Raw genomic sequence first — 24238 nt, forward strand, 5'->3', positions numbered from 1 at the left:
GGGAACGCGATGGCCGATCGAACCACACAAGAATCGCTCGCGGGCGCGGTCGATAACGTCATCGCGTTGCCGCTCAACCAAACCAGCCTGGTCGCCAATACCAGCAGAGACTGCAAATCGCTGCAGCAAAGCATCGTGACAGTGCAGCAATGTCTCAGGGCGCTCGGCGATTTTGTCCGCAACCTCGATGACGGGCCGGAGGCCGAGGGACTTCGAGTCCACATGGCCGAGCTGAACGAGCTGTTGTCTCTGCGGCTCGATCAGCTCTCGCTGACCGAACGCTTGTTGCAGGACTTGCTTCGCCGCGGCTGAGGCGGGTGCGCCGCCGCGCGGCGCCGGTCTCGCCGATCACCCCACCGCCTTCGCCGCGGAGCGGCCGGCATTGCGCCCGAGAACAGGCAGCCGCCGAGGAAGGTGCCCTCCAGCGAGCGGTAGCCGTGCATGCCGCCGCCGCCGAAGCCGGCGGCTTCGCCGACGGCATAGAGGCCGGGGATGACGCTGCCCTCTTCCCCGAACACGCGCAACTCGAGATCGGTCTCGAAGCCGCCCAGCGTCTTGCGGGTGAGGATGTTGAGCTTCACCGCGATCAGCGGTCCATGCCCGGGGTCCAGGATTCTGTGCGGGGAGGCGGTGCGGATCGCTTGCTCGCCGATATAGCGGCGCGCATTGTGGATGTTCATCACCTGCGCGTCCTTGACGTAGGGGTTGGCGATCTCGCGGTCGCGCGCTTCGATCTGCATCCTGATGTGCTCGAGCCTGAGGAGATCGCTGCCGGCGAGCTCGTTCATGGCTGCAACGAGCTCATCGAGCTTGTCGCGCACGATGAAGTCGACACCGTGGCTTTTGAACGCCTCCACCGGCGCCGGCGCCCCCTTGTTGGTGGCGCGGCGCAAGGTCATGCGCCAGCTCTTGCCGGTGAGGTCGGGGTTCTGCTCCGAGCCCGACAGCGCAAACTCCTTCTTGATGATGCTCTGCGTCAGGATGAACCAGGAATAATCATAGCCCGTCGACATGATGTATTTGAGCTGGCCGAGCGTGTCGGAGCCGGGGAATAGCGGCGCCGGCAGCCGCGTGCCCGTGGCGTCGAACCACATCGAGGACGGGCCGGGCAGGATGCGGATGCCGTGGCGCGGCCAGATGGGATTCCAGTTCTGAATGCCCTCGACGTAATGCCACATGCGGTCGCGATTGATCAGTCGCGCGCCAGCCTTTTCCGTGATGCCGATCATGCGGCCATCGACATGCTCGGGCACGCCCGAGATCATGAATTTCGGCGGCTCGCCGAGCCGCTTCGGCCAGTTCTGCCGCACCAGCTCATGATTGCCGCCGATGCCGCCGGAGGCGACGATCACGGCTTGCGCCTTCAACGCAAACTCGCCGACGACGTTGCGTGACGAGCTCTTGCCCCGCTCGATAGTGTCGGGGGCAAGAACGGCGCCGCTGACGCCATCCACGGTGCCGTTGGTGATGGAGAGCGCATCAACGCGATGGCGGAACCTGAAGGTCAGCCGGCCGCTTCGGGCGGCTTCGCGCGCGCGGCGCTCGAATGGCTCGACGATGCCGGGGCCGGTGCCCCAGGTGACATGGAAGCGCGGCACCGAATTACCGTGGCCCATCGCGTCATAGCCGCCGCGCTCGGCCCAACCCACCACGGGAAAGATGCGATGGCCCATGGCGCGCAGCCAATCGCGCTTCTCGCCGGCCGCGAACGCCACATAGGCCTCGGCCCATTGCCGCGGCCAGAAATCCTCGTCGCGGTCGAAGCCGGCGGTGCCGATCCAGTCCTGGAGCGCGAGCTCGTAGGAGTCCTTGATGCCGAGCCGGCGCTGCTCCGGCGAATTGACCAGGAACAATCCGCCGAACGACCAGAACGCCTGGCCGCCGAGCGACTGCTCGCCCTCCTGGTCGACCACGATCACGCGCTTGCCCGCGTCCGCGATCTCGGTTGCGGCCACGAGGCCCGATAATCCCGCGCCGACCACGATGACGTCAGTTTCTTCCGCCATGTATCTCCCCCTCCACGGGTTCCCCCGGTAGTTACCCGGATTGAAGCCAGCGGTTGCAACTGAGATCAAGGGTGCGGCCCGTAAGACAACATTAACTTGTTCCACTTCGGGATAGAGACCAGCCGAGTGCAGCGCGGACGCAACACTGTATTTGAATTTGTTTTGACTGAGCCGAGGCGCCTAGACAAAATCGCAGCGTCGACAGACGCTAGCCGTGCATCACCACTGACACGCAGATTCGAATCCGACTGGGGCGGGGAACAATGAAGTTTCTGACGGGGTTGCTTGCGGCGATTCTCCTGATCGCCGGCATGGGGGCTTCTCACGCAGTGGTTCGTATCGCGGATGACCGCGGCGGCAGGATCGGAACCTACGTCGACAGGTACCAGGACCTGCGTCAGTCAGGCGAAACCGTCATTATCGACGGCCTCTGCGCCTCCGCCTGCACCATCGTCCTCGGCGCCATCCCACGCGACCGCATCTGCGTGACCTCGCATGCAACGCTCGGTTTCCACGCCGCCTGGGATTTCGGCAGCAATGGCCGCGCCGTCACCAATCCCGAAGCGACCCAGATGCTCTACGCGATGTATCCCTCGCAAGTGAGGCGCTGGATCGGCCAGCGGGGCGGGCTGACCCCACGCATGCTCTTCCTGAGGGGCAAGCAGCTCGAGGCCATGTACAAGCCCTGCTACCTGGACGCGCAAGCCTCGAGCAACAGACCGTCGCGCCGATCTCTCCCACAAGCGGAGCAACTCGAATCCGCTCGGGGCCAGCTGCTTCACTGATCTTCGCGGCATGATGGGATCCTTTTGGGCCGACGCGGGTGTCTTGTCCGCGGGCGGCCCAAAGCCTATCTGAAGGCCTGGGAACCGGGGCCTTCGCCCCGGTCATTGCCATGGCTCAACCACTGCATCCGGCTCATCCTGTATCGGACAATTCGCCCAATGCCGGTCGGATGCCGTCCGTGCTGCTGTGGGTGGGCGCAGGTCTCGGCGCGCTGGTCGTGGTCGCCGCCCTCGCGCTCTGGTTCCATTACGGCACCCAGGTGTTCTTCGAAATGATCAGGACCGGCTTCGCCGCCTGCTTCTGATCCCGATAGGAAGTGTTCCGCCAATGAGCTCCATCGCCCGTCCGCTGGTGATCGCAACTGCCTTCGCCGCAAGCCTCATTGTCGGGCTGCTGATCATGTTCTGGGCCATGGGTGGCGTGAGCAAGGTGGCGCAACCGGCGGCGATCGGCGGTCCGTTCCAGCTCACCGACCAGAACGGCAAGGCCGTCACCGACAAGACCCTGAAGGGCAAGCCGACCCTGATCTTCTTCGGCTACACCCATTGCCCCGACGTCTGCCCGACCTCGCTGTTCGAGATCTCGGAAGTGCTGCGTGCGATGGGCAAGGATGCCGACAAGGTCAATGCCATCTTCATCTCGGTCGACCCCGAGCGCGACACACCGGCGGCGATGAAGGACTATCTGACGAGCTTCGATCCGCATCTTGAGGGCCTCTCCGGCGATCCCGCCGAGGTCGCCAAGGTGATCACGTCCTACCGTGTCTACGCCAAGAAGGTCCCGACCAAGGACGGCGACTACACCATGGACCACACCGCGCTGGTCTATCTGATGGACCGCGACGGCCGCTTCGTCTCGCCGTTCAATTTGAAGCGAAGCCCCGAAGAGTCCGCGACCGAGCTGAAGCGATATCTCTAGGGACACCTCTCCCGCTTGCGGGAGAGGTCGCGCCGAAGGCGCGGGTGAGGGCTCTCTCCGCGCTGGGGTTCTCGCTCGCGGAGGCACCCTCTCCCACCCCTCCCCGCAGGCGGGGGAGGGAGCGCACCGTTACCTTGGCCACATTCCGCGCTCGCGTTCCGGGCCGAATGGTCTATAAGGCCCTCCGATCTCAACGCAATTCGTTCATTTCCGGCCGATGGCTCCATCGCAACAGGCGAAATCGTCGAAATCTGCCCGTGGTTTGCTGATGGGGCTGGCCATCGGTGCCTGCCTGTTCGCAGGGACAGGCGCCACGAATGCCCAGACACCAGCCAAGCGGCCGCCCACGGCGCCTCAGGCCACGCCGCAAACCGCACCCCAGGCCGCCCCACAGGCCGTGCCGGGCTTCTGGGACCCGCGGCGCCGCCCGGAGCGGCCGGACCTGTCGCGCCTGACCGTGATCCGCTTCCTGACCGAGACCGACTATCCGCCGTTCAACTTCACCGGCGCCGACGGCAATCCGGCCGGCTTCAACGTCGATCTCGCACGCAGCCTGTGCGACGAGATCAAGGTCACCTGCACGGTGCAGATGCGCCGCTTCGAGACGCTGGTCGACGCGCTCACCTCGAACCGCGGCGATGCCATCATCGCCTCGATGGCCGTGAGCCCACAGCTTCGCGCCCGCGTCGACTTCACCGATCCCTATTACCGGGTGCCGGCGCGTTTCGTCTCGCGCAAGGACGCGGTGATGCCGGAGATCCGTCCCGAATATCTCGAAGGCAAGAAGGTCGGTGTCATCGCCGGCTCCGCGCACGAGGCGTATCTCAAGGCGATGTTCACCGACGCCGAGCTGCACGCCTATCCCAATGACGATGCGCTCCGCAGCGCTTTACGCAAGGGCGAGGTCGATTTCATCTTCGGCGACGCCATCTCGCTCGCGTTCTGGATCAACGGCACCGATTCCGGCGATTGCTGCGCCTTCTCCGGCGGCCCCTTCGTCGAGAGCCGCTTCTTCGGCGAGGGCATCGGCATCGCCGTGCGCAAGGGCAACGACGTGCTGCGCCAGGCCCTGAACTGGGCCCTGTTCCGCGTCTGGGAAAAAGGCCGCTACACCGACCTGTGGCTGCGGTATTTTTCGGTGAGCCCGTTTTAGCTCCTTGTTCGCCTCTCCCCGCGTGCGGGGAGAGGCCGGAATTTGCGAGAGCAAATTCCGGGTGAGGGGAACTCTCCGCGAGTCCAATTCTCACCGTGATCGCGGAAGCAGCCCCTCACCCCAACCCTCTCCCCGTAAGAACGGGGAGAGGGAGTAAGCGCGGCGACAGCCGCACGAACTTTTGCATTCTGCCCGGAAATCGCTATTTTCCGCGGCCCGGAGGCCCCTGATGTCCGTTATCGACCTTGCTGCGAACCCGAGCGACCTGCGTGCGCTCGCCGAACAATCCAACGCCTGGCCGTTCGAGCAGGCGAAGGCCATTGTCGCGCGGCTGAAGAAAAGCCCGAAGGACGAGGTGCTGTTCGAGACCGGCTACGGTCCCTCCGGCCTGCCGCATATCGGCACGTTCGGCGAGGTCGCGCGCACCTCGATGGTGCGGCACGCCTTCCGCGTGCTGACCGAGGACAAGATCAAGACGCGCCTGCTCGCCTTCTCCGACGACATGGACGGATTTCGGAAAGTGCCCGACAACGTCCCCAACAAGGACATGCTGGCCGCGCATCTCGGCAAGCCGCTGACGCGAGTGCCGGATCCGTTCTCCAACGAACACCCTTCGTTCGGGCATCACAACAATGCGCGGCTTCGTGCCTTCCTTGATCATTTCGGATTCGATTACGAGTTCGCCAGCTCGACCGACTATTACACATCGGGCCGCTTCGATGCGACGCTGCTCAAGATGCTGGCCGCCTACGACAAGGTCATGGCCATCATCCTGCCGACGCTCGGCCCCGATCGCCGCGCCACCTATTCGCCGTTCCTGCCGATCAGCAGGACGACCGGTGTCGTGCTGCAGGTGCCGATGATCCGCCGCGACGTCGCAGCCGGCACGGTGACCTATGTCGACCCCGATACCAACCAGGAAGTCGAGACGTCCGTGACCGGCGGCAACGTCAAATGCCAATGGAAGGCGGATTGGGCGATGCGCTGGGTCGCGCTCGGCGTCGACTATGAGATGGCCGGCAAGGATCTGATCGATTCGGTGAAGCTGTCCGGCGCGATCGCCAGGGCGCTTGGCGCCACGCCGCCCGAAGGCTTCAACTACGAGCTCTTCCTCGACGAGAAGGGCCAGAAGATCTCGAAGTCCAAGGGCAACGGCCTCACCATCGACGAATGGCTGCGCTACGCCTCGCCGGAATCGCTGTCGCTGTTCATGTATCGCGAGCCGAAGGCGGCCAAGCGGCTGTATTTCGACGTCATCCCGCGCAATGTCGACGACTATCAGCAATTCATCGACGGCTTTGCCAAGCAGGATGGCAAGCAGCAGCTCGGCAATCCGGTCTGGCACATCCACAACGGCAAGCCGCCGAAGGGCGATATGCCCGTCACCTTCCAGCTCCTGCTCACGCTGGTGTCGTCGTCGAACGCGGAGAATGCCGAGACGCTGTGGGGTTTTATTGGCCGCTACCGCCCCGGCGTGAGCCCGCAGACGCATCCGAAGCTGGATGCGATGGTCGGTTATGCCATCAACTATTATCGCGACTTCGTCGCGCCAACGAAGCAGTTCCGCGTGCCCACGGACACAGAGCGCGCCGCGCTCCAGGACCTGCGCGATGCGCTGTCGCAACTGCCGCAGGATGCCTCGGTCGAGGACATCCAGAACGTCGTCTACGAGGTCGGCCGCCGCGAGCCGTTCCTCGACCAGGTCAAGAAGGGCAAGGATGGCCGTCCCGGCGTCACGCTCGACTGGTTCAACATGCTCTACCAGGTGCTGCTCGGCCAGGAGAAGGGCCCGCGCTTCGGCTCCTTCGTCGCGGTGTACGGCATCCAGAACGCGGTGAACATGATCGACGGCGCGCTGGCGCGAAGCGCATGAGCGCACTCCCGCTGTCATCGCCCGCGAAGGCGGGCGATCCAGTATTCCAGAGGCGGTTGTGATAGAGCCGAGAGGCCGCGGTGTACTGAGATTCCCCGCCTTCGCGCAGGGCTGTCCGGGAATTCTATGCATAACAGAAGCTGATCTGGTCGGGGGAGCTTCTGTCGCGGGCAGCGGATGGGTTCACCTTGGGAGGTCGGTCGATGTCGGCGATTGGTTTTCGTGCGAACAGCGACGCGGCGACAAGACCTGCGAAGCGGATAGCCGGCATGATTAGACGACTTTCGCGTGCGGCGATCCGCAGCAGCAGATAGGCGATCATGGCGGCGAGGATTTGCAGACGGACCGCGTTCTCGGAGCGGCCGAGAAATTTGCGAAGCTTGAGGTGCTGCTTGATCCAGCGGAACAACAGCTCGATCTGCCAGCGTGTTTTGTAAAGCGCAGCGATTTCGATGGCCGAACGCTTCAGATCGTTGGTGATGAGGGTCAGTTTTGTACCGTCATCGCGTTTGAGGCGTATGCGGCGCATCGGAACAGCAAGTTTGGAGCTGCTGAGGAGCTTTACCTCAGCATCGTCGATGATTTTAAAGCCCTTCCCCTTTTGTTTCCGCAGCTTCCGCCAGCGTGTAGCTCTGAAGCGCAGATTCTTCTTCTGGCGGGTGACGAAGCAGGCGCCCGCGTCGTGAAGCCGTGTCCACCAGGCATAACTGCAATAGGCCTTGTCGAACACATAGGTGGCGCCGGCCTCGATCGGGAATTGCTGGGCTGGTGTGACGTCATTGACCGTCGACGGCGTGATCGCCAGACGGCGCGGATGATCCGAGCCGGGATCGTAAACCACGTGAAGCTTGAGACCACGGGTACGTCCGTTCCAACCGGCCCAGGTGCTGAGTTGATCCAGCGGCACCGGCGTCGCATCGATCAGCCGCAGCATCTCGGCACCCTCCCGCTTCAGCGCTCGGTCGGCATGCCCAGACAATCGCTCAAAGACTTCTGCGAAGATACTGACCGGCCGTCGGGCATTGGCATCCGCAAGCGTCGAGCGCGCCAATTTGCCGACACCAAGATGGTAGTGATGATGCGAATTGGCGTTCCAGATCGCCTCAAGGGCACGCAAGCTGTCGACGCCACTGAGCTGGGAGAATATCAATGCGACAAGATGATCCCAGCTGTCGAACGTCTTGTCGTAGGCATCGCCATCCAAACGATCCACAGTCGTCTGAAACTGCCGCCGATTGATCGGTTCAAGCAGCCTTCCAAAAATGCTATCGCTAAACCGCATGCCCGGCCCCTTTCTGAGTCTCGACAACCAGAAAGTACCTGCTTCAAGCCGGGAAAACCCGGGCATGCTCCGCGACACAGTGAATCATTCCCCGGACAGCCCTGCGCCTTCGCGGGGAATGACATTGAACAACGTAGCGAAGTTGCGGAGTGAGGCCCGCCTAGATCGAGCGCAGCACGTAACGCCGGTTGTCCTTCTGCACCGGACGCGCGTTCATCGGATAGAGCTTTGCGAACGCGGCGACATCGGCGGCTGACACCTGGATCGGGTCGGTCAGCAGCAGCCATTCGACCACCTCCGAGCAGGGCGGCGTCGTCAGCGAGCCGGGATAGCGGAAATAGCTGAGCCGCTGCGGCAGCATGGCGTGAGGATCGATGGTCGCATCGGCCTTCACCGCGGGACCTTCGGCGGCCGGCATGATCTTGACGATCTTGCTGAAGGCTGCGTTCGGCCTGCCTTCGGCCATCAGCACGCCGATCACGGCGAGCCCGCCGGCATCGTTGCGATGGACGAAATGTGCCTCCATCGGAAAATTCTTGCCGCCGATCATGTGCTCGCTCGGCCGGTGGAAGTGCACCTGAAGCAGCTTGTACTTGACGTTGCCGAGCATGAGCGTGCTGCCCTCGGCGAAGTTGAGCTGGATCGTGTGCCCGTTGTTGACGATGGTGTCGGCGCTCTTGCCCCAGTTCAGCTTCAGAACGGGCAATTGCGACTTGATCGCCCCCTCGATGTCGATCGGCGATTGCTGCAGGCCGACCGCGCAGGCCTTGTTGGCCGCGTCGAGATCGCCCCATTTGGCCGGACCGCCGGCGCCCTCATAGCTCCAATGCACGCCTTCGGCGGCGAAGGCCGGCTTGCAGAGCGGACAAAGCGCAAGACCCGCCAGGGCCTTCAATGCGTGACGGCGATTCATCGTATTCCCCGAGATGAATTTGATCGGCAATCGGTGCGCAACCTATGCGAGAGGGCCGGTGAGTCGCAAGGTCGCCCGCGGCGCATCGCCTGGTCACCACGCCGGGCGGGACGCAATCACTGGCTCGCCCAGACGATCCGCGCGATCCAGGCGACGTCGCTCATCGCGATCGTCCGCTCCGCCCGTGACGCATCGAGCGGCTGCAAGTCCAGCGCCTTCGCCGTGCGGCGCTTCAGCGTCGCGACCGCCACCTCGCCCGCTCTGGTCTTCACCACCACGCGATCGCCTTTGCGGATCGGCGTGCCGCGCGAGACCAGGATGATATCGCCGTTGCGATAGGCAGGCTGTAGCACATCGCCGGAAATCTCCAGCGCAAAGGCGTGGCCGTCCTCGGCGGTGGGAAGCGCGATTTCGGTCCAGCCCTTGCCGGATGGAACGCCGGATTCGTCAAAAGCGCCGCTCGCACCGGCGAGTGCGAAGCTGAGCAGCGGCACCGAGCGACCGTCGTCGACGTCCTCGTCGATCAGCCTCGCAAAGCTGTCGATCGAGGAGCCGGCCGCGGCCAGCGCCTTCGCGATCGATTCGGTCGAGGGCCAGCGCTCGCGGCCGTCGGAGGTGACGCGCTTGGACTTGTTGAAGGTGGTGGGATCGAGCCCGGCGCGTTTGGCAAGGCCGGACGGCGACAGCCCGGCGCGCGCGGCCAGCCGATCCAGCGCGCCCCAGATCTGGTCGTGAGTCAGCATCCTCTGCGCTTTGGCCTGTTTGACCATGGAAGGTCCAGCCCGTCGCAACTCAGGAAAACTGTCCTCAAATCAAGCGGTTTTCCGCTTTCCGTGCAAGAGGCCGCGGGGGAAAGCGCTTTCAAGCGAAGTGGGTACCGGTTCGCGTCAAGAAAACGCGTCAAAACAGGAATCTAGAGCCTCGTTCCGATTTCATCGGACCGGAAAAGGCTCTAGGTCTTGAGTTCGGCAGGGGCCGCCTTTACGGTCGCGCCCGGGTTTTAAGGACCCGCGAGAGACGAAAAAACCCAAAAGACTCAAAGAGCAAACAGGGCTGCGTAAGCGGTGGTCAAGATCTACAAAATCTGTCCGGCCTCGGCCTGGCGCGAGGCGGAACGGCAGGGCGTCTACCGCGGCAGCGCGGACGATGCGCGCGACGGTTTCATCCATTTCTCGACCGCGGCCCAGGTTCCCGAGACCTTGCGCAAGCACTATGCCGGGCAGCGTGCGCTGTTCCTGGTCGAGGTCGACGGCGATGCGCTTGGCAGCGAATTGCGCTGGGAGCGCTCGCGCAATGACGAGCTGTTTCCGCATCTCTATGGCGAGCTCGATCTTGGCGCAGTGATCGCGGTGATGAACCTCAACATCCGCTCTGACGGTAGCCACGATGTTCCGGAGCTGCTGCCGTGATCCGCGCTTTCGACGCCTTTTCGCTACCAGTGCTGCGCTGGCTCGATCCGGAAGACGCGCATCGCCTCGCGATCCAAGGCCTGCGCTTTTTGCCGCCGGTCAAGCCGCGCGCTGATGATCCCAAGCTCGCGGTGCGCGCCTTCGGGCTCAACTTCCCCAATCCGATCGGTATGGCCGCGGGCTTCGACAAGAGCGCCGAGGTGCCAGATGCGCTGCTGCGGCTCGGCTTCGGCTTCGTCGAGATCGGCTCGGTGACGCCGAAACCCCAGGCCGGCAATCCGCGGCCGCGGCTGTTCCGTCTGGAGCGCGACGAGGCCGTCATCAACCGCATGGGCTTCAACAATGACGGCGCGGACCTCGCCCTGCGCCGATTAGCTGCGCGCGCGCAGCACGGCGGCATCGTCGGCGTCAATATCGGCGCCAACAAGGATTCTCCCGATCGCGTCGGCGACTACGTCAAGCTGATCGAGACCTTTGCGCCGGTCGCGAGCTATTTCACCATCAACGTCTCCTCGCCGAACACGCCGGGCCTGCGCAACCTTCAGGAAGGCGCATTGCTCGACGATCTCCTCGCCAGGGTAATCGACGCGCGCGAGCGGGTGCGGCAGAAGGCCGGCGACACGCCGGTGCTGCTCAAGATCGCTCCTGACCTCAGCCTCGCGCAGCTCGACGACGTCGTGCAGGTCGCGCGCTCGCGCCGGGTCGACGGCATGATCGTGTCGAACACGACCATCGCGCGGCCGAGCACGCTGCGCGAGGAAATGCGCGCCAGGGAGCAGGGTGGCCTGTCCGGACGGCCGCTATTCCGCCTGTCGACGCGGATGGTCGCAGAGACCTATGTGCGTGTCGAGGGCGCATTCCCGCTGATCGGTGTCGGCGGCGTCGATTCGGGCGGGGCTGCGCTGACCAAGATCCGCGCCGGTGCCAGCCTGATCCAGCTCTATTCGTCGCTGGTCTATAAGGGTCTCGGTCTCGTCGACGAGATCAAGCGCGACCTGACGTCGACGCTGCTCCGCACGGGGCGGGATTCGCTCTCCGAGATCGTCGGCGCGGATGCGGCGACGCTCACCGCGGAAGACTGGCCGGGGATGTGAGCGAGCTGCGTAGCCCGGATGGAGCGAAGCGCAATCCGGGATCGGCCCAACTGCACGAAGACCCCGGATTGCGCTGCGCTCCATCCGGGCTACGATTCTTCTAGCGCTTGGCGAACGTCGCCCTGAACTGCGCCGGATAGCGCGCGGCCTGCAAGCCGCCGCGCGAGACGTAGGACGCCATCAGCGCGCTCCACAGTCCGGCATTGCCGAACGATTGCAGCGCCCACCAGGTGCCGAGGAAGATCGCGAGCGAAGCCAGCATCAAATTGCGCATCTCGCGCGCCCAGGTCGCGCCGATATAGATGCCGTCGAAACCGAAGGCGAAGACGCCGGGTATGGGTGCGAGCACGACGAACGGCAGGAATTCGCGCGCGGCACGGCGGACGTCGTCACTCGCGGTCATGAAATCGATCAGGGCCGGCCCGAACAGCGCGAACAGCACCGCGACGACGACTGCAAAGCCGAGCCCCCACAGCAGCACCAGCCGGGTCGAATCGGCAAATCCTTTTGGATCGCGTGCGCCAAGGGTGCGGCCGCAGAGCTGCTGGGCCGCGTTGGCGAGACCGTCGAGGAAGAAGGCGCTGACCAGCAGGAAGTTGTTGAGCACGGAGTTGGCGGCCAGCGTCACGTCGCCGGCCTGTGCGCCCTTGGCGGTGAAGAACAGGAAGGCGGCGATCAGCGCCGCGGTGCGGACCAGGATGTCGGAATTCACCGCCAGCATCCGCAAGAGCTTCTCGCGGTCGAGCAGAGTAGCGTACGGCACGGCGAAGCCACCGTCGGCATAATGGCGGCAGACGATCACGCCGAGCGCGAATCCGACCGCTTCCGACAACAGCGCAGCGATCGCCGCGCCGGCGATGCCTGTGTCGTAGATCAGCACCAGCAGGATCGTCGCCGCCATGTTGACGAGGTTGATGACGACCTGAAGCAACAGCGCTGAATTGGCGCGGGCCTGGCCGATCAGCCAGCCGAGGATGACGTAATTGGCGAGCGCGAACGGCGACGACCAGATCCGGATCTTGAAGTAGGTCTTCGCGGCTCGTGTCACACCCTCGCTGCCGCCCATGAGATCGAACAGCACTGCGGCCAGCGGCAGTTGCAGTAGGATCAGCGCGGCGCCGATCAGGCCAGCAACGATGAAACCGCGCGCCAGGATCGCGCTCGGCTCGCGCCTGTCACCCGCGCCCAGCGACTGCGCGGTGAAGGCGAGCGTGCTCATGCGCAGGAAGCCGAATAGCCAGAACAGGCAGTCGAAGATCACTGACGCGATCGCGACGCCACCGAGCAGGGCGGCATCGTCGAGCCGTCCGATCGCCGTGGTCGAGACCACGCCGATCATCGGCGTCGTGAGGTTCGCGACCATCGCGGGACCTGCGATGGCGAACACCTGGCGGGAGCCTATCCTGGGATGAACGGGCGCGTGCATGTCAGAACACGAGCACCATGCCGTCTTCGGCGGCGAGATGCTCGATGTCATCCAGGCGCGACAGCATGTCGTCGCTCATATGGGTGAGCACGAGCCGCTTGGCGCCGATCGCGGGCAGATGTTGTTCCAAGGTTTTCAGGCTGAGATGGTTCTTGACCACCTTCTCGTACATGTAGGCTTCCGCAATGAAAAGGTCCGCGCCATTCGCCAGCGGAATGAGCGTGTCCGTCCATTCGGTATCGGCGCTGTAGGCGAGCGTGCGGCCCTCGACCTCGACGCGATAGGCGAGAAAAGGCCCGCCGGATTCGCCGTGCAGGACCGGGTAGGGCGTCACCGTCACCGCACCGAAGCTCTGACTTTGCTGAGGCGCGAGTTCGACGACGGAGAGCTCGAAGCGCTGTTTTGTCGTCGAGGAATGCTCGAACAGAGCCTCCGTCGCCACACGCAGCCGCGTCGCGATGCCTTGCGGGCCCGCAATCGTCAGCGGCCGCGTCCGCCGTGAGAATTGCGCGTCGAGCAGGAAGAATGGCAGCCCCGCAAAGTGGTCGCCGTGGAAATGCGTGATGAGGATGAGGTCGATGTCGTTGCGGTCGATCTCGAGCCGCTTCAGCGCCGGCAGGGCCGACGCGCCGCAATCGATCAGGAAGTTGGCTTCACGCCCCGAGACGTGGAAGCAGGTATTGAGCCTGCCGCCTGAGCCGAAGGCGTCGCCGCAGCCGACAAAGCGTAATTGCATCGGCTGCGGACTCCCTAGAGCATGATCCGGACCCGAAGGGCCGCGTCAGCGCAAAGTGTGAAGCGGTTTTCCGACAAGATCATGCTCAAAAAATAAGTTACCTGCCGCGCGGCGCGCCGAACACGCGCGAGAGCAGCCAGATCGGAATCACGATGACAGCGCCGAGCAGGAAGTAGCGCCACAGCCAGTTCACGGCATCGAAGCCGAGATCCCAGAGCCGCTGGAACAACAGGCGAATGCTGTGGATGATATTCCAGGGGTCGAAGCCGATCGCGGCCAGCACGACACCGACCAGGATCGAGAGCAGGACCAGGCGAAACGCGACCGCCAGCGGCGTGCCGCCGAGAAAGCGGTTCAGGCCATCGCTGCGGCCGGCCGGCAAATCTCTGACGTCGTGGGCCATCGCAAACTCCTTGGGCGGATTCGACCCCATTATAGGGCACGGCGGGGCACATGGGGAACCCGCGACGGTGCGTCAATCAGCTTACCGCATTTTAATTCGGGTGAGCACGCCAGAGCGTTGGGCGCGCGGCTGGCCTCGGGCTCGGTGCAACCTCTCCCGCTCGCGGGAGAGGTCGCGCCCCGGGGCGATGCGAAGCATCGTCCCGCGCGCGGGTGAGGGCTCTGTCCTCTTGGGGAATCCCACTGCGGAGACACCCTCACCCCAACCCTCTCCCGCAAGCGGGAGAGGGGGCGCACCTCCGCCTGGGCGCTAAGCGAGCCTCAGTCCAGCACACCTCACGCCTCAATCTCCGCTGGTTCCTCCTTCAACATCCTCTCCAACGTTTCCAGCCGGTTGGCCTCGCGCGGCGGCTTGTCCCAGCGCAGGCGGCTGATGCGGGGAAAGCGCATGGCGACGCCGGATTTGTGCCGCGGCGAGCGCTGGAGCCCTTCGAAAGCGACCTCCAGCACCAACCCCTTGTCCGGCTCGTGCACGACATGGCGGACGGGGCCGAATTTTTCCGTGGTGTTGCGGCGAACGAAGCGGTCGATCTGCAACAGCTCCTCGTCGGTGAAGCCGAAATAGGCTTTTCCGACGGGCACCAGCTCGTCGCCGCCATCGCCCTCGGTCCAGACGCCAAACGTGTAGTCGGAATAATAGGACGAGCGCTTGCCGTGACCGCGCTGCGCATACATCAGCACGGCGTCGATGATGTGCGGATCGCGCTTCCACTTCCACCATTGGCCCTTCGGCCGCCCCGGAAGATAAGGCGCATCGCGCCGCTTCAGCATCACGCCCTCGACCGCGTCCGCATCCCCGCCGGCGCCGGCACTGGCAGGATCGGCGCGCGCAGCGGTCAGCGCCTCCCAGCTTGCGAACGGGACGGTGGGCGACAGATCGATGCGGGGATCGCCAAGCTTTGCGACGAAGATCTCCAGCCGCTCGCGCCGCTCCGCGAACGGCAGCTCGCGCAGATCGTTCTCGTCGTCGCCGAGCAAATCGTAGGCGCGCAAGTGGATCGGAAATTCCTTGATCAGCTTTGGCGAGACGACCTTGCGGTTCAGCCGCTGTTGCAGGACGTTGAAGCTCTGCACGCGGCCCTCGCGCAGGATCAGCAGCTCGCCGTCGATCGCGCCGGGCAGGTGCAGCGAGGGGACGAGGTCCGGAAAACTTCCCGTGATGTCCTCACCGGTGCGAGAATAGAGCCGCGCCGTGATGTGGCCACGATCATCGCGGCCCGCCACCGCCTGCACGCGGATGCCGTCCCATTTCCATTCGGCGATGTAGTCGGCGGGATCGAGTGCGGCGAAATCCGTGTCCTCGATCGCATGCGCCAACATCACGGGCCGGAACGGCGCGGGATCGCGATTGACCGGCTTTTCGCCGCGGCCTTCCAGCCACGCGAACAGGTCGAGATAGGGTGGTGAGAGGCCCGGCCAGATCAGCTCGATCTCATGCGGATCCTTGTCGCCGAGCGCGGCGGCCGCGGTCTTGGCGAGACGCGCGGAGATGCCGATGCGAAGCGCGCCGGTGACGAGCTTCAGCAGCGCCCAGCGGCCGGTCTCATCGAGCTCGTCCAGCCAGCGCTCGAGCTGCTTCGGCAGCTCGATCTTGCCGAGCGTGCGCAGCGTGGTGACGACTTCGGTCAGGGTCGGAGGCGGCGGGTTGTTGTGAGCGGTCATCGCCGCCTTCGGCCACATCAGCGCCACCGTTTCCGAGAGGTCGCCGACATAATCGTACGACAATCCAAAGAGCACCGGATCAGTGCGCGCCGCGATCAAGTCGCGGATCAACGCAGGCTTGGCGTGCTTGAAGCTGAGCGCGCCGGTGAGCGCGGCCAGTGCATAGCCACGATCGGGATCGCCGACCTCGCGAAAATAGCCGGTGATCAGCCGCAGCTTGTTGTTGCGGCCGGGCTCGTAGGCGAGACGGTCCAGAAGCTCGGCGAAGCGGTTCATGCTTCGGCCTCGTCTTGAATTGGCGTCTCGCTCTCCTCCTCGTCGCCATAGCCGACGAGATCGAGCGGCCGCGCTTTCAGGCCTTTGCTCTGACACCAATGCACCAGCGCATCTTCCTGGCCGTGGGTGACCCAGATCTCGCCGGCGCCGGTCGCGGCGATTGTCGCGGTGAGGCCGTCCCAGTCGGCATGGTCGGAGATCACCAGCGGCAGCTCGATACCGCGCTGCCGCGCGCGGGCGCGCACGCGCATCCAACCGGATGCGAACGCAGTGACGGGATCGGGAAAGCGCCGTGTCCAGAGATCGGATGTTGCCGATGGCGGCGCCAGCGTAATGGTGCCGGCGAGCGCCGCTTTCTTCACGCCTTTCACGGGCCGCAATTCGCCAAGTTCGATGCCGCGGCTCTGATAGTAATGCGTGATCGTCTCCATCGCGCCATGGAGGTAGATCGGCGCGTCATAGCCGGCCTGGCGCAGCAGCGCGATCACGCGCTGCGCCTTGCCGAGCGAATAGGCGCCGACGAGATGCGCACGCTCAGGAAATAGCGCGACGGAGGCCAGCAGCTTCTTGACCTCGTCGGCGGCATCGCCATGACGAAACACCGGCAGCCCAAAGGTGGCCTCGGTGATGAAGACGTCGCAGGGCACGAGCTCCAACGGCGTGCAGGTCGGGTCGGGCGCGTCCTTGTAGTCGCCGGATGCAACGATGCAGGTGTCTTTGCAGGTTACAGCGATCTGCGCCGAGCCCAGCACATGTCCGGCGGGGCGAAATTTGACGGTGACGTCGCCGAGCCGGATCTCCTCGCCATAGCGGATCGCTTGCGTCGAGCCGGCAAAATTCTCGCCGTAGCGCAGCCGCATCATGTCCAGGGTTTCCTGCGTCGCCAGCACCGCGCCGTGGCCGGCGCGGGCATGATCGGAATGGCCGTGGGTGATCACGGCCCGCTCGACCGGGCGCACAGGGTCGATATGGAAGCCGCCGGGCTTGCAGCACAGGCCGGCAGCAACTGGCAGCAGGATGTCTTGGGGCGCATCTTCGCCATATAGGAAGCAGACTCCCCGAATTCACCGGTCATGCGCGGGCTTGACCCGCGCATCCATCTCCCTAAACAGTTCCTTTTTTTGATGGGATTGCCGGGTCAAGCCCGGCAATAACAGTCTTTGGTTCCAAGATGCCCCTGCGCCTGTTTCTGACCTCCGGCGATCTCATGGCCGACCGCCGCTTCGAGTTCGCGCGCGACCTCCAGCTCAAGGGCGATCTGCCGGCGGCCGCGGACCTCCTGGAGCAGGCGATCGAGCTTGCGCCCGATTTCACCTCGGCCTGGTTCGCGCTTGGCGAAATCCGGCAGCAGCTCGGCGAACGCGACAAGGCCATCGCGGCGTTTCGAGAAGCGCGCCGATCAGATCCGGGGGATCAGCACGGCGCCGGCCTGCATCTGGTGCGGCTCGGCGAGGCAGAGATCGCGGAGATGCCGAAGGCCTATGTGCAGGCGCTGTTCGATCAATATGCACCACGCTTCGAGCACACGCTGATCAACGATCTCGGCTATCGCGCCCCGAGCCTGATCTTCAAGGCGGTGCTGGCCTCACGCGTCGCCGCCAAGAAGCCCGCCTTCTTCAAGCGCACCATCGATCTCGGCTGCGGCACCGGGCTCGCGGCCGCCGCCTTCGCCAAGCAGGTCGATCATTTCACCGGCATCGATCTGTCGCCCGGCATGATCAAGCAGGCGCGCGCCACCAACCTCTATGCCGAGCTCGAAGTCGCCGACATGATCGAAGGCCTGCGCGGCAAGAGTGATGCGAGTGCGAACCTCGTCGTCGCCGCGGATGCCTTTGTCTATCTCTCCGATCTCGCGCCGGTGCTCACCGAGATAAAGCGCGTACTCGCGCCCGGCGGCGTGCTCGCCTTCACGCTGGAGACGCATGGCGGCAGTGGCATCGTCCTCGGCGAAGGCCTGCGCTATGCCCACTCCGCGGAATATGCGCGCGGCGCCATCGCGAAGGCCGGGCTCAAACTTCTCACGCTGGAGTCGGCCTCGCCGCGCAACGAAAACAACGAGCCGGTACGCGGCCTCGTCGTGGTTGCTGAGAAAACTTGAGTCTAGGCGCTAGCCAACCTGTAATTTGAGCGTCATTGCGTCGCAAAGCTGCGACTTCCCACTTGCGAGCCATGCTGCGATGCCAGCACAATGCGCGCACCAGGGAGAAAATAATAATGACCAAGAATCCATCGCGGCGCGATTTCAGCGCCGCCGCGCTCGCCACCATCGCCGCATCCACCTTGCCCGCGCCATATGTCTGGGCCGCGGAGAAGAAATACGATGCGGGCGCCAGCGACACCGAGATCAAGATCGGCCAGACCGTGCCGCATTCCGGCCCCGGCTCGCTCTATGGCGTGCTCGGCCGCATCGGTGAAGCCTATTTCCAGATGCTGAACGAGAAGGGCGGCATCAATGGGCGCAAGATCAAGTTCCTTACCATGGACGACGCCTACAGCGCGCCGAAATGCGTCGAGGCGACGCGGCGCCTGGTCGAGCAGGAGGAGGTGCTGGCGCTGTACGGCTCGCTCGGCACCGCGCCGCAGACGGCCGTGCACAAATACCTGAACTCCAAGGGAGTGCCGCAGCTGCTGCTCAACACCGGCGCGTCGAAGTGGAATAACCCGAAAGAGTTCAAATGGACGATGGCGGGCCTGCCGCTCTATCCGACCGAGGCGCGCATTCTCGCGCGGCACGTCGTCAGCGTGAAGCCGAACGCCAAGATCGGCATCCTCTATCAGAACGACGATTTCGGCCGCGACTTCCTCGGCCCCTTCAAGAAGGTGCTGACTGACGCCGGCGGCACCGCGCAGGTGATCATGGAGCAGACCTACGATCTCACCGAGCCGACGGTCGATTCCCAGCTCATCAACCTCTCGAAATCGGGCGCGGATGTCTTCTACAACATCTCCACCGGCAAGGCGTCGTCGCAGTCGATCCGGAAAGTGGCCGAGCTCGGCTGGAAGCCGCTGCAACTGCTGTCTGCCGGTTCGACCGGCCGCTCCATCCTCAGCGCCGCGGGCCTGGAGAACGCCACCGGCATCGTCGCCATCCGCTACAACAAGGAAGTCGGCCTGCCCAAATGGGAGAAGGATCCGGACGTGATGGCGTTCGAGGAGCTGCGCAAGAAGTACACGCCGGCGATCGATCCCGATAACACCATTGCCTTCGCCGGCTACGGCCAGGCCGTCACCATGGGCGAGATCCTGCGCCGCTGCGGCGACGATCTCACCCGCGCCAACGTGCTGAAGCAGGCATCAAACCTCAGCGGTTTCCACTCGCCCTATTTCCTCGACGGCGTCACCTACAGCTACACGCCCGCGGATTACACGCCGATGAAGACGCTGTTCATCTCGACGTTCACCGGCAAGGACTGGGACATCTCCGACAAGCCGATGTCGGAGTAGGGGCTCTCTCCGCGACCACGAAAACCGTAGGGTGGGCAAAGGCGCCGTTGCGCCGTGCCCACCACCTGCTCAGGCAGCTGGGCTTGGATGGTGGGCACGCTTCGCTTTGCCCACCCTACGGCCGCTTCAACCCCTCGACGAACCCACCGCCACGGCTTACCTCTTATGCCGTGCCGCCCCGCATCCTCAAATCCCCGGCCGAGACGCCTGCGCTGCTGCCCGACCGCTTCAATGCGTGGTTCGCGGCCCGCGGCTGGTCGCCGCGCGCGCATCAATTGGCGCTGCTGGAGAAGGCGCAAGAGGACCGCTCGGCGCTCTTGATCGCGCCCACCGGTGCCGGCAAGACGCTGGCGGGATTCTTGCCGACGCTGGTGGAGTTGTCTTCTGATGCAGCTCAGCGGGAGACTGGCGCGAAGAAAAGCCTCATCTCCACCGGCCGCAGCCTGCAGCGCACCGGCGGCCTCCACACGCTCTACATCTCGCCGCTGAAAGCGCTCGCCGTCGACATCGCGCGCAACCTGGAGCGGCCGGTCGCCGAGATGGCGCTGCCGATCAAGGTCGAGACCCGCACCGGCGATACGCCGGTGTCGCGCCGGCAGCGGCAGCGGCGCTATCCGCCGGACGTCCTGCTGACCACGCCCGAGCAGCTTGCGCTGCTGCTGTCCTCCGACGACGCGCCGTTCCTGTTCTCCTCGCTGAAGCGCATCGTGCTCGACGAGCTGCATGCGCTGGTGACGTCGAAGCGCGGCGATCTGCTCTCGCTCGGGCTGGCGCGGCTGTGGCGCCTCGCGCCGCAGCTGCGCGCGATCGGCCTGTCGGCGACGGTGGCCGAGCCGGACCAGCTCGCGCGCTTTCTTGTGCCGCAGCCCGAAGGCAAGCAAACTGCCGCGGACATCGTCATCGCGGGCGGCGCCGCGCCGCCTGAGGTCGAGATGCTCGACACCCGCGAAAGCCTGCCCTGGGCCGGCCACAGCGCGCGCCATGCGCTCCCTGAAATCTACGAGCTGATCAAGGCGAACAAGACCACGCTGGTTTTCGTCAACACCCGCAGCCAGGCCGAGATGCTGTTTCAGAATCTCTGGAGCATGAACGACGACGGCCTTGCCATTGCGCTACATCACGGCTCGCTCGACGTCGCGCAGCGCCGTAAGGTCGAGGACGCCATGTCTGCGGGACGCTTGCGCGGCGTGGTCTGCACCTCCTCGCTCGACCTCGGCGTCGACTGGGGCGATGTCGATCTCGTCGTCAATATCGGCGCGCCCAAGGGATCTTCGCGCCTGATGCAGCGCATCGGCCGCGCCAATCACCGTCTCGACGAGGCCTCGCGCGCGGTGCTGGTGCCGGCCAACCGTTTCGAGGTGCTGGAGTGCCGCGTCGCCATCGATGCCATCGCCGAGAATGCGCAGGACACGCCGCCGCTGCGCACGGGCGCACTCGACGTGCTGGCCCAGCACGTGCTCGGCTGCGCCTGCGGCGAGCCCTTTCTCTCGGACGAGCTCTACGAGGAGGTCCGCACCGCCGCGCCCTACGCAAACCTGTCGCGTCAGGACTTCGACGACGTCGTCGATTTCGTCGCCTCCGGCGGCTACGCGCTGAAGACCTATGAGCGCTTCGCCCGCATCAAGCAGGACAAGGAAGGGCGCTGGCGCGTCGCGAACCCGAAAGTGCGGCAGAGCTACCGCATGAATGTCGGCACCATCGTCGAGGACGACATGCTGAAGGTGCGCCTGGTGCGCTCCCGCGGCGGCCAAGGAAAAGCAGGCGGTTCGACCGGGGTGATCGCGCGCGGCGGCAGGCTGCTTGGCGAAATCGAGGAGGCCTTCATCGAGGGCTTGAGCCCCGGCGACACCTTCGTGTTCAGCGGCGAGGTGGTGCGCTACGAGACCCTGGTCGAGGATCAGGTCTATGTCTCGCGCGCCCATGACAGGGATCCGAAGGTGCCGTCTTACATGGGCGGCAAATTCCCGCTCTCGACCTATCTCGCCGAGCGCGTGCGCCGGCTGCTCGATGACGGGCACGCATGGGGCGGCTTGCCGGAGCAGGTGCGCGACTGGCTGTCGCTGCAAAAGGATGTCTCCCGCGTGCCGGCGGTGCGCGAGCTCCTGGTCGAGAGCTTTCCGCGCGCCAACAAACATTATCTCGTCTGTTATCCCTTCGAGGGCCGTCTCGCGCATCAGACGCTCGGCATGCTGCTGACGCGTCGCCTCGAGCGCGACCGCGCCCGGCCGCTCGGCTTCGTCGCCAACGAATATGCCGTGGCGATCTGGGGCTTGGCGATCTCTCCTTCATGATCCGCGACGGCCGGATCAATCTCGACGCGCTATTCGATCCCGATATGCTCGGCGACGATCTCGAAGCCTGGCTCGCCGAGTCCGCTCTCATGAAGCGCACCTTCCGCAATTGCGCGATCATCTCCGGCCTGATCGCGCGGCGGCATACCGGCGAAGAGAAAAGCCGCCGCCAGGTGCTGTTCTCGACCGATCTCGTCTACGACGTCTTGCGAAAACACCAGGCCGACCACGTGCTGCTGCGCGCCGCACGCGCCGATGCCGCCACCGGCCTGCTCGACCTGCGCCGCCTCAGCGACATGCTGATGCGCATCCAGGGCCGCATCACCCATCGGGAACTCGACCACGTCTCCCCGCTCGCCGTCCCCGTGATGCTGGAAATCGGCCGCGAGTCGGTTTATGGCGAAGCTGCAGACGAGCTGTTGGCGGAGGCCGCCAATGAGCTGGTCAAAGAGGCGATGGGATAAGAGCAGGTTTTGACGTGACGGCAGGCGCGCTGGTTTCAGGGGATGTCGAGGACATGCGCGTTTCCAGAGTCACCATCAGCGATGTGACCTTCGCAGCCGACCTCTCCGGCGCGCTGTTCTGGGAAGAGCAGCGCCTGCTCGTCGTCTCGGATCTGCATCTGGAAAAAGGGTCCAGCTTCGCCACGCGCGGCGTGCTGCTGCCGCCCTACGATACGCTGGCAACGCTGAGCCGTCTCGCTGCTGTCATCTCCCGCCATGATCCATGCATCGTCATCGCGCTCGGCGACAGTTTTCACGACCGCACCGCGCATGAGCGCCTCTCCGCAGAGGATCGCGACGCCGTCGCCGCACTCCAGGCCGGCCGCGACTGGATCTGGATCTCAGGCAATCACGATCCGATGCTGCCGCGCGATCTCGGCGGCACCGTCGCCGATGAAGTCGCGATCGGCCCGATCAACTTCCGCCACGAGCCGACCGGCGCAAGCGGCGAGATCGCCGGCCATCTGCATCCCAAGGCCCGCGTCTCCGCGCGCGGCCGCTCGATGGAGCGCCGCTGCTTCGCCAGTGACGGGATGCGCGCCGTGATGCCGGCCTTCGGCGCCTATGCCGGCGGCCTCAGCATCCGCGATGAAGCGTTCGCAAAAATCTTTCCGACCAACGGTTTTGTCGCCCATCTGCTCGGCGACCGCCGCGTCCACGCGATTGCCGCGTCGCGCTGTTGTTGAGGAAGTGACCATGCTGCCCTCGCTTCATGATGACTTCGTCGTTTCGTATGAGGTGAACTGCGAGAGCCGCCAGATCAAACTTCACACAAGGCCAGATCCCAGAGATGCCGCAAAGCGCGAACAGCGACCTCGCACCATCGTTTTCAATGGAGTTGAGGGATACCAATTCGAGGGCGACGCATTCGGAAACATCATCTACTCGCTGGCGGCCGTCTCCATTGAGCGGGTCTTTGCAGAATATGGCTCCAGAATAGCGGAGTCTTATCGAATGTCGGGTGCACCGGGGCCTTGGGCGAGTGATTTGGATGATGCGGCGCGGGTGCTCGCTGCAAAGGGAATTAAAGGTTTCGTTTTGACTTCGTCGTATGGCCTCTCCGGCTGGGTGCTTGCTAAAGAAGCTCTGGTTCAAAACACGCAGCCGTAGCTCGCTACGCCGCCTTCGCCTGCACATCATCGCAAAACTCGGCGAGCCGATCGGCCAGCCGCAGCGTCGCGGGGCTGGCGCCCGGTGCGGCCATCAATGCCACTTCGGTGCGGTTGATCGGCGCAAAGCCGTCCTTGGCGGTCAGCACGCGGTGGTCGGACTGGATGGCCATCTCCGACAGGATGCTCAGCCCCATGCCGGCGGCGACCGCGGCCTGGATGCCGGCGAGACTGGATGACGTGTAGGCGGTGTGCCAGGCGCGGCCTGCGCTTTCCAGCGCATGGATGGCGCCGGCGCGATAGATGCAGCCGAGCGGAAAGCCGATCAGCGGCACCGACGACACGGTGACGTCGACCGGATGGCTCTTGCTGGTGACCCAGTGCACCCGCTCGGGCCACACCGCGATGGCGTCCTTCGTGCCGGCCTCGCGCTTGTAGAGCGCAAGATCGAGCTCGCCGCGTTCGAGATCACGGGCCAGATGCTTGCTCTGGTCCGCGCGCACGTCGAGCCGCAGGCGCGGATGCGAGCGCGAGAACGCACCCAGCAGTTTCGCCAGTCGGTAGGCTGCAAAATCCTCGGGAATGCCGAGCCGGATCGCGCCTTCGCCGTCGGGCTGGCGCAGCACGTCGCGCGCCTCCTCGGCGAGCGAGAGCAGCCGCCGCGCATAGAACAGCAGCCGCTCGCCGGCTTCGGTCGGGCGCACGTCCTTGCCGTCGCGGTGCAGCAGCACCTGGCCGACATCCTCCTCCAGCCGCTTGATCTGCTGGCTCACGGTCGATTGCGTGCGATGGACGCGCTCGCCGGCGCGGGTGAAGCCGCCGGCCTCGACCACCGAGACGAAGCTGCGCAGCAGCTCGAGATCGAGCATGGCCGCCTCCATTCGAAAATCCACTG

General features: G+C 64.7%; 21 protein-coding genes and 2 pseudogenes. 13 read left to right on the top strand and 10 right to left on the bottom strand.

The genetic code is table 11. The features are described from left to right. The first annotated feature begins 9 nt into the window (after window positions 1-9). Window positions 10-312, top strand: coding sequence for a hypothetical protein (locus ACSKB8_RS12250; protein ID WP_438104316.1), 303 nt, complete (start codon window positions 10-12; stop codon window positions 310-312). Window positions 313-348: 36 nt separating this feature from the next. Here ACSKB8_RS12250 and ACSKB8_RS12255 read toward each other — a convergent pair. After that, window positions 349-2006, bottom strand: a pseudogene (locus ACSKB8_RS12255) (FAD-binding dehydrogenase). Between the two features lie 263 nt (window positions 2007-2269). Here ACSKB8_RS12255 and ACSKB8_RS12260 point away from each other — a divergent pair. The 5 genes from ACSKB8_RS12260 to ACSKB8_RS12280 all read left to right on the top strand — a co-directional run bounded on the left by ACSKB8_RS12260 (window position 2270) and on the right by ACSKB8_RS12280 (window position 6736). After that, window positions 2270-2791, top strand: coding sequence for a hypothetical protein (locus ACSKB8_RS12260; RefSeq protein WP_370987783.1), 522 nt, complete (start codon window positions 2270-2272; stop codon window positions 2789-2791). 110 nt (window positions 2792-2901) lie between these two features. Then, entirely contained in the window at window positions 2902-3096 is a 195-nt protein-coding gene (locus ACSKB8_RS12265) for a hypothetical protein (protein WP_438104318.1), read from the top strand. 23 nt (window positions 3097-3119) lie between these two features. After that, window positions 3120-3710, top strand: coding sequence for an SCO family protein (locus ACSKB8_RS12270; RefSeq protein ID WP_438104320.1), 591 nt, complete (start codon window positions 3120-3122; stop codon window positions 3708-3710). A 217-nt stretch (window positions 3711-3927) separates the two neighbouring features. Further along, window positions 3928-4863 carry a transporter substrate-binding domain-containing protein gene (locus tag ACSKB8_RS12275; protein ID WP_438104321.1) on the top strand — a complete coding sequence of 312 codons (936 nt, stop codon included), beginning with the start codon at window positions 3928-3930 and terminating at the stop codon, window positions 4861-4863. A 229-nt stretch (window positions 4864-5092) separates the two neighbouring features. Next, window positions 5093-6736, top strand: a complete 1644-nt coding sequence (locus ACSKB8_RS12280) for a lysine--tRNA ligase (RefSeq protein WP_438104323.1) — start codon at window positions 5093-5095, stop codon at window positions 6734-6736. Window positions 6737-6860: 124 nt separating this feature from the next. Here the strand turns inward: ACSKB8_RS12280 and ACSKB8_RS12285 are convergent, their stop codons facing one another. The 3 genes from ACSKB8_RS12285 to ACSKB8_RS12295 form a co-directional block, all read right to left on the bottom strand. Then, window positions 6861-8018 carry an IS4 family transposase gene (locus ACSKB8_RS12285; protein ID WP_438103250.1) on the bottom strand — a complete coding sequence of 386 codons (1158 nt, stop codon included), beginning with the start codon at window positions 8016-8018 and terminating at the stop codon, window positions 6861-6863. A 160-nt stretch (window positions 8019-8178) separates the two neighbouring features. After that, window positions 8179-8931: a carbonic anhydrase gene (locus ACSKB8_RS12290; RefSeq protein WP_438104325.1), complete on the bottom strand. Its 753-nt coding sequence runs from the start codon at window positions 8929-8931 to the stop codon at window positions 8179-8181. Between the two features lie 116 nt (window positions 8932-9047). Then, entirely contained in the window at window positions 9048-9701 is a 654-nt protein-coding gene (locus tag ACSKB8_RS12295) for a S24 family peptidase (protein WP_438104326.1), read from the bottom strand. A gap of 294 nt (window positions 9702-9995) precedes the next feature. Between ACSKB8_RS12295 and ACSKB8_RS12300 the strand changes: the two genes are divergently transcribed. Continuing rightward, a complete protein-coding gene (locus tag ACSKB8_RS12300; RefSeq protein ID WP_128936849.1) occupies window positions 9996-10340 on the top strand; it encodes a DUF952 domain-containing protein in 345 nt (114 codons plus the stop codon). Then, complete coding sequence (locus ACSKB8_RS12305; RefSeq protein ID WP_128936848.1) at window positions 10337-11434, top strand: quinone-dependent dihydroorotate dehydrogenase; 1098 nt, start codon at window positions 10337-10339, stop codon at window positions 11432-11434. The genes ACSKB8_RS12300 and ACSKB8_RS12305 overlap by 4 nt, the downstream gene beginning before the upstream one ends. A 100-nt stretch (window positions 11435-11534) precedes the next feature. On the opposite strand, the gene ACSKB8_RS12310 is transcribed toward ACSKB8_RS12305, so the two are convergent. The 5 genes from ACSKB8_RS12310 to ACSKB8_RS12330 all read right to left on the bottom strand — a co-directional run bounded on the left by ACSKB8_RS12310 (window position 11535) and on the right by ACSKB8_RS12330 (window position 17060). Next, on the bottom strand, window positions 11535-12860 hold the full coding sequence (locus ACSKB8_RS12310; protein ID WP_438104328.1) for an MATE family efflux transporter: 1326 nt from the start codon (window positions 12858-12860) through the stop codon (window positions 11535-11537). 1 nt (window position 12861) lies between these two features. Next, complete coding sequence (locus tag ACSKB8_RS12315; RefSeq protein WP_438104330.1) at window positions 12862-13596, bottom strand: MBL fold metallo-hydrolase; 735 nt, start codon at window positions 13594-13596, stop codon at window positions 12862-12864. Window positions 13597-13693: 97 nt separating this feature from the next. After that, on the bottom strand, window positions 13694-13999 hold the full coding sequence (locus ACSKB8_RS12320) for a DUF6460 domain-containing protein (protein WP_091885415.1): 306 nt from the start codon (window positions 13997-13999) through the stop codon (window positions 13694-13696). Between the two features lie 335 nt (window positions 14000-14334). Further along, entirely contained in the window at window positions 14335-15996 is a 1662-nt protein-coding gene (locus tag ACSKB8_RS12325) for a cisplatin damage response ATP-dependent DNA ligase (RefSeq protein WP_438104332.1), read from the bottom strand. Continuing rightward, window positions 15993-17060: a ligase-associated DNA damage response exonuclease gene (locus ACSKB8_RS12330; RefSeq protein ID WP_438110507.1), complete on the bottom strand. Its 1068-nt coding sequence runs from the start codon at window positions 17058-17060 to the stop codon at window positions 15993-15995. The genes ACSKB8_RS12325 and ACSKB8_RS12330 overlap by 4 nt, the downstream gene beginning before the upstream one ends. Before the next feature lie 107 nt (window positions 17061-17167). On the opposite strand from ACSKB8_RS12330, the gene ACSKB8_RS12335 reads away from it, so the two are divergent. The 5 genes and pseudogenes from ACSKB8_RS12335 to ACSKB8_RS12355 all read left to right on the top strand — a co-directional run bounded on the left by ACSKB8_RS12335 (window position 17168) and on the right by ACSKB8_RS12355 (window position 23344). After that, window positions 17168-18094, top strand: coding sequence for a methyltransferase domain-containing protein (locus tag ACSKB8_RS12335; protein ID WP_438104334.1), 927 nt, complete (start codon window positions 17168-17170; stop codon window positions 18092-18094). Window positions 18095-18210: 116 nt separating this feature from the next. Continuing rightward, window positions 18211-19440, top strand: a complete 1230-nt coding sequence (locus ACSKB8_RS12340; RefSeq protein ID WP_370987793.1) for an ABC transporter substrate-binding protein — start codon at window positions 18211-18213, stop codon at window positions 19438-19440. Window positions 19441-19610: 170 nt separating this feature from the next. After that, a pseudogene (locus tag ACSKB8_RS12345) lies at window positions 19611-22195 on the top strand (ligase-associated DNA damage response DEXH box helicase). Window positions 22196-22248: 53 nt separating this feature from the next. Beyond that, window positions 22249-22920, top strand: a complete 672-nt coding sequence (gene pdeM, locus ACSKB8_RS12350; RefSeq protein ID WP_438104336.1) for a ligase-associated DNA damage response endonuclease PdeM — start codon at window positions 22249-22251, stop codon at window positions 22918-22920. Window positions 22921-22930: 10 nt separating this feature from the next. Then, window positions 22931-23344: a hypothetical protein gene (locus ACSKB8_RS12355; protein ID WP_438104337.1), complete on the top strand. Its 414-nt coding sequence runs from the start codon at window positions 22931-22933 to the stop codon at window positions 23342-23344. A gap of 4 nt (window positions 23345-23348) precedes the next feature. Here ACSKB8_RS12355 and ACSKB8_RS12360 read toward each other — a convergent pair whose 3' ends face one another. Then, window positions 23349-24212 (bottom strand): LysR family transcriptional regulator, encoded by an 864-nt coding sequence (locus tag ACSKB8_RS12360; RefSeq protein WP_438104338.1) that lies wholly within the window; start codon window positions 24210-24212, stop codon window positions 23349-23351. Between the last annotated feature and the right edge of the window lie 26 nt (window positions 24213-24238).

The sequence above is a fragment of the Bradyrhizobium sp. BR 1432 genome, assembly GCF_051547705.1.
Classification (GTDB): Bacteria; Pseudomonadota; Alphaproteobacteria; order Rhizobiales; family Xanthobacteraceae; genus Bradyrhizobium; species Bradyrhizobium zhanjiangense.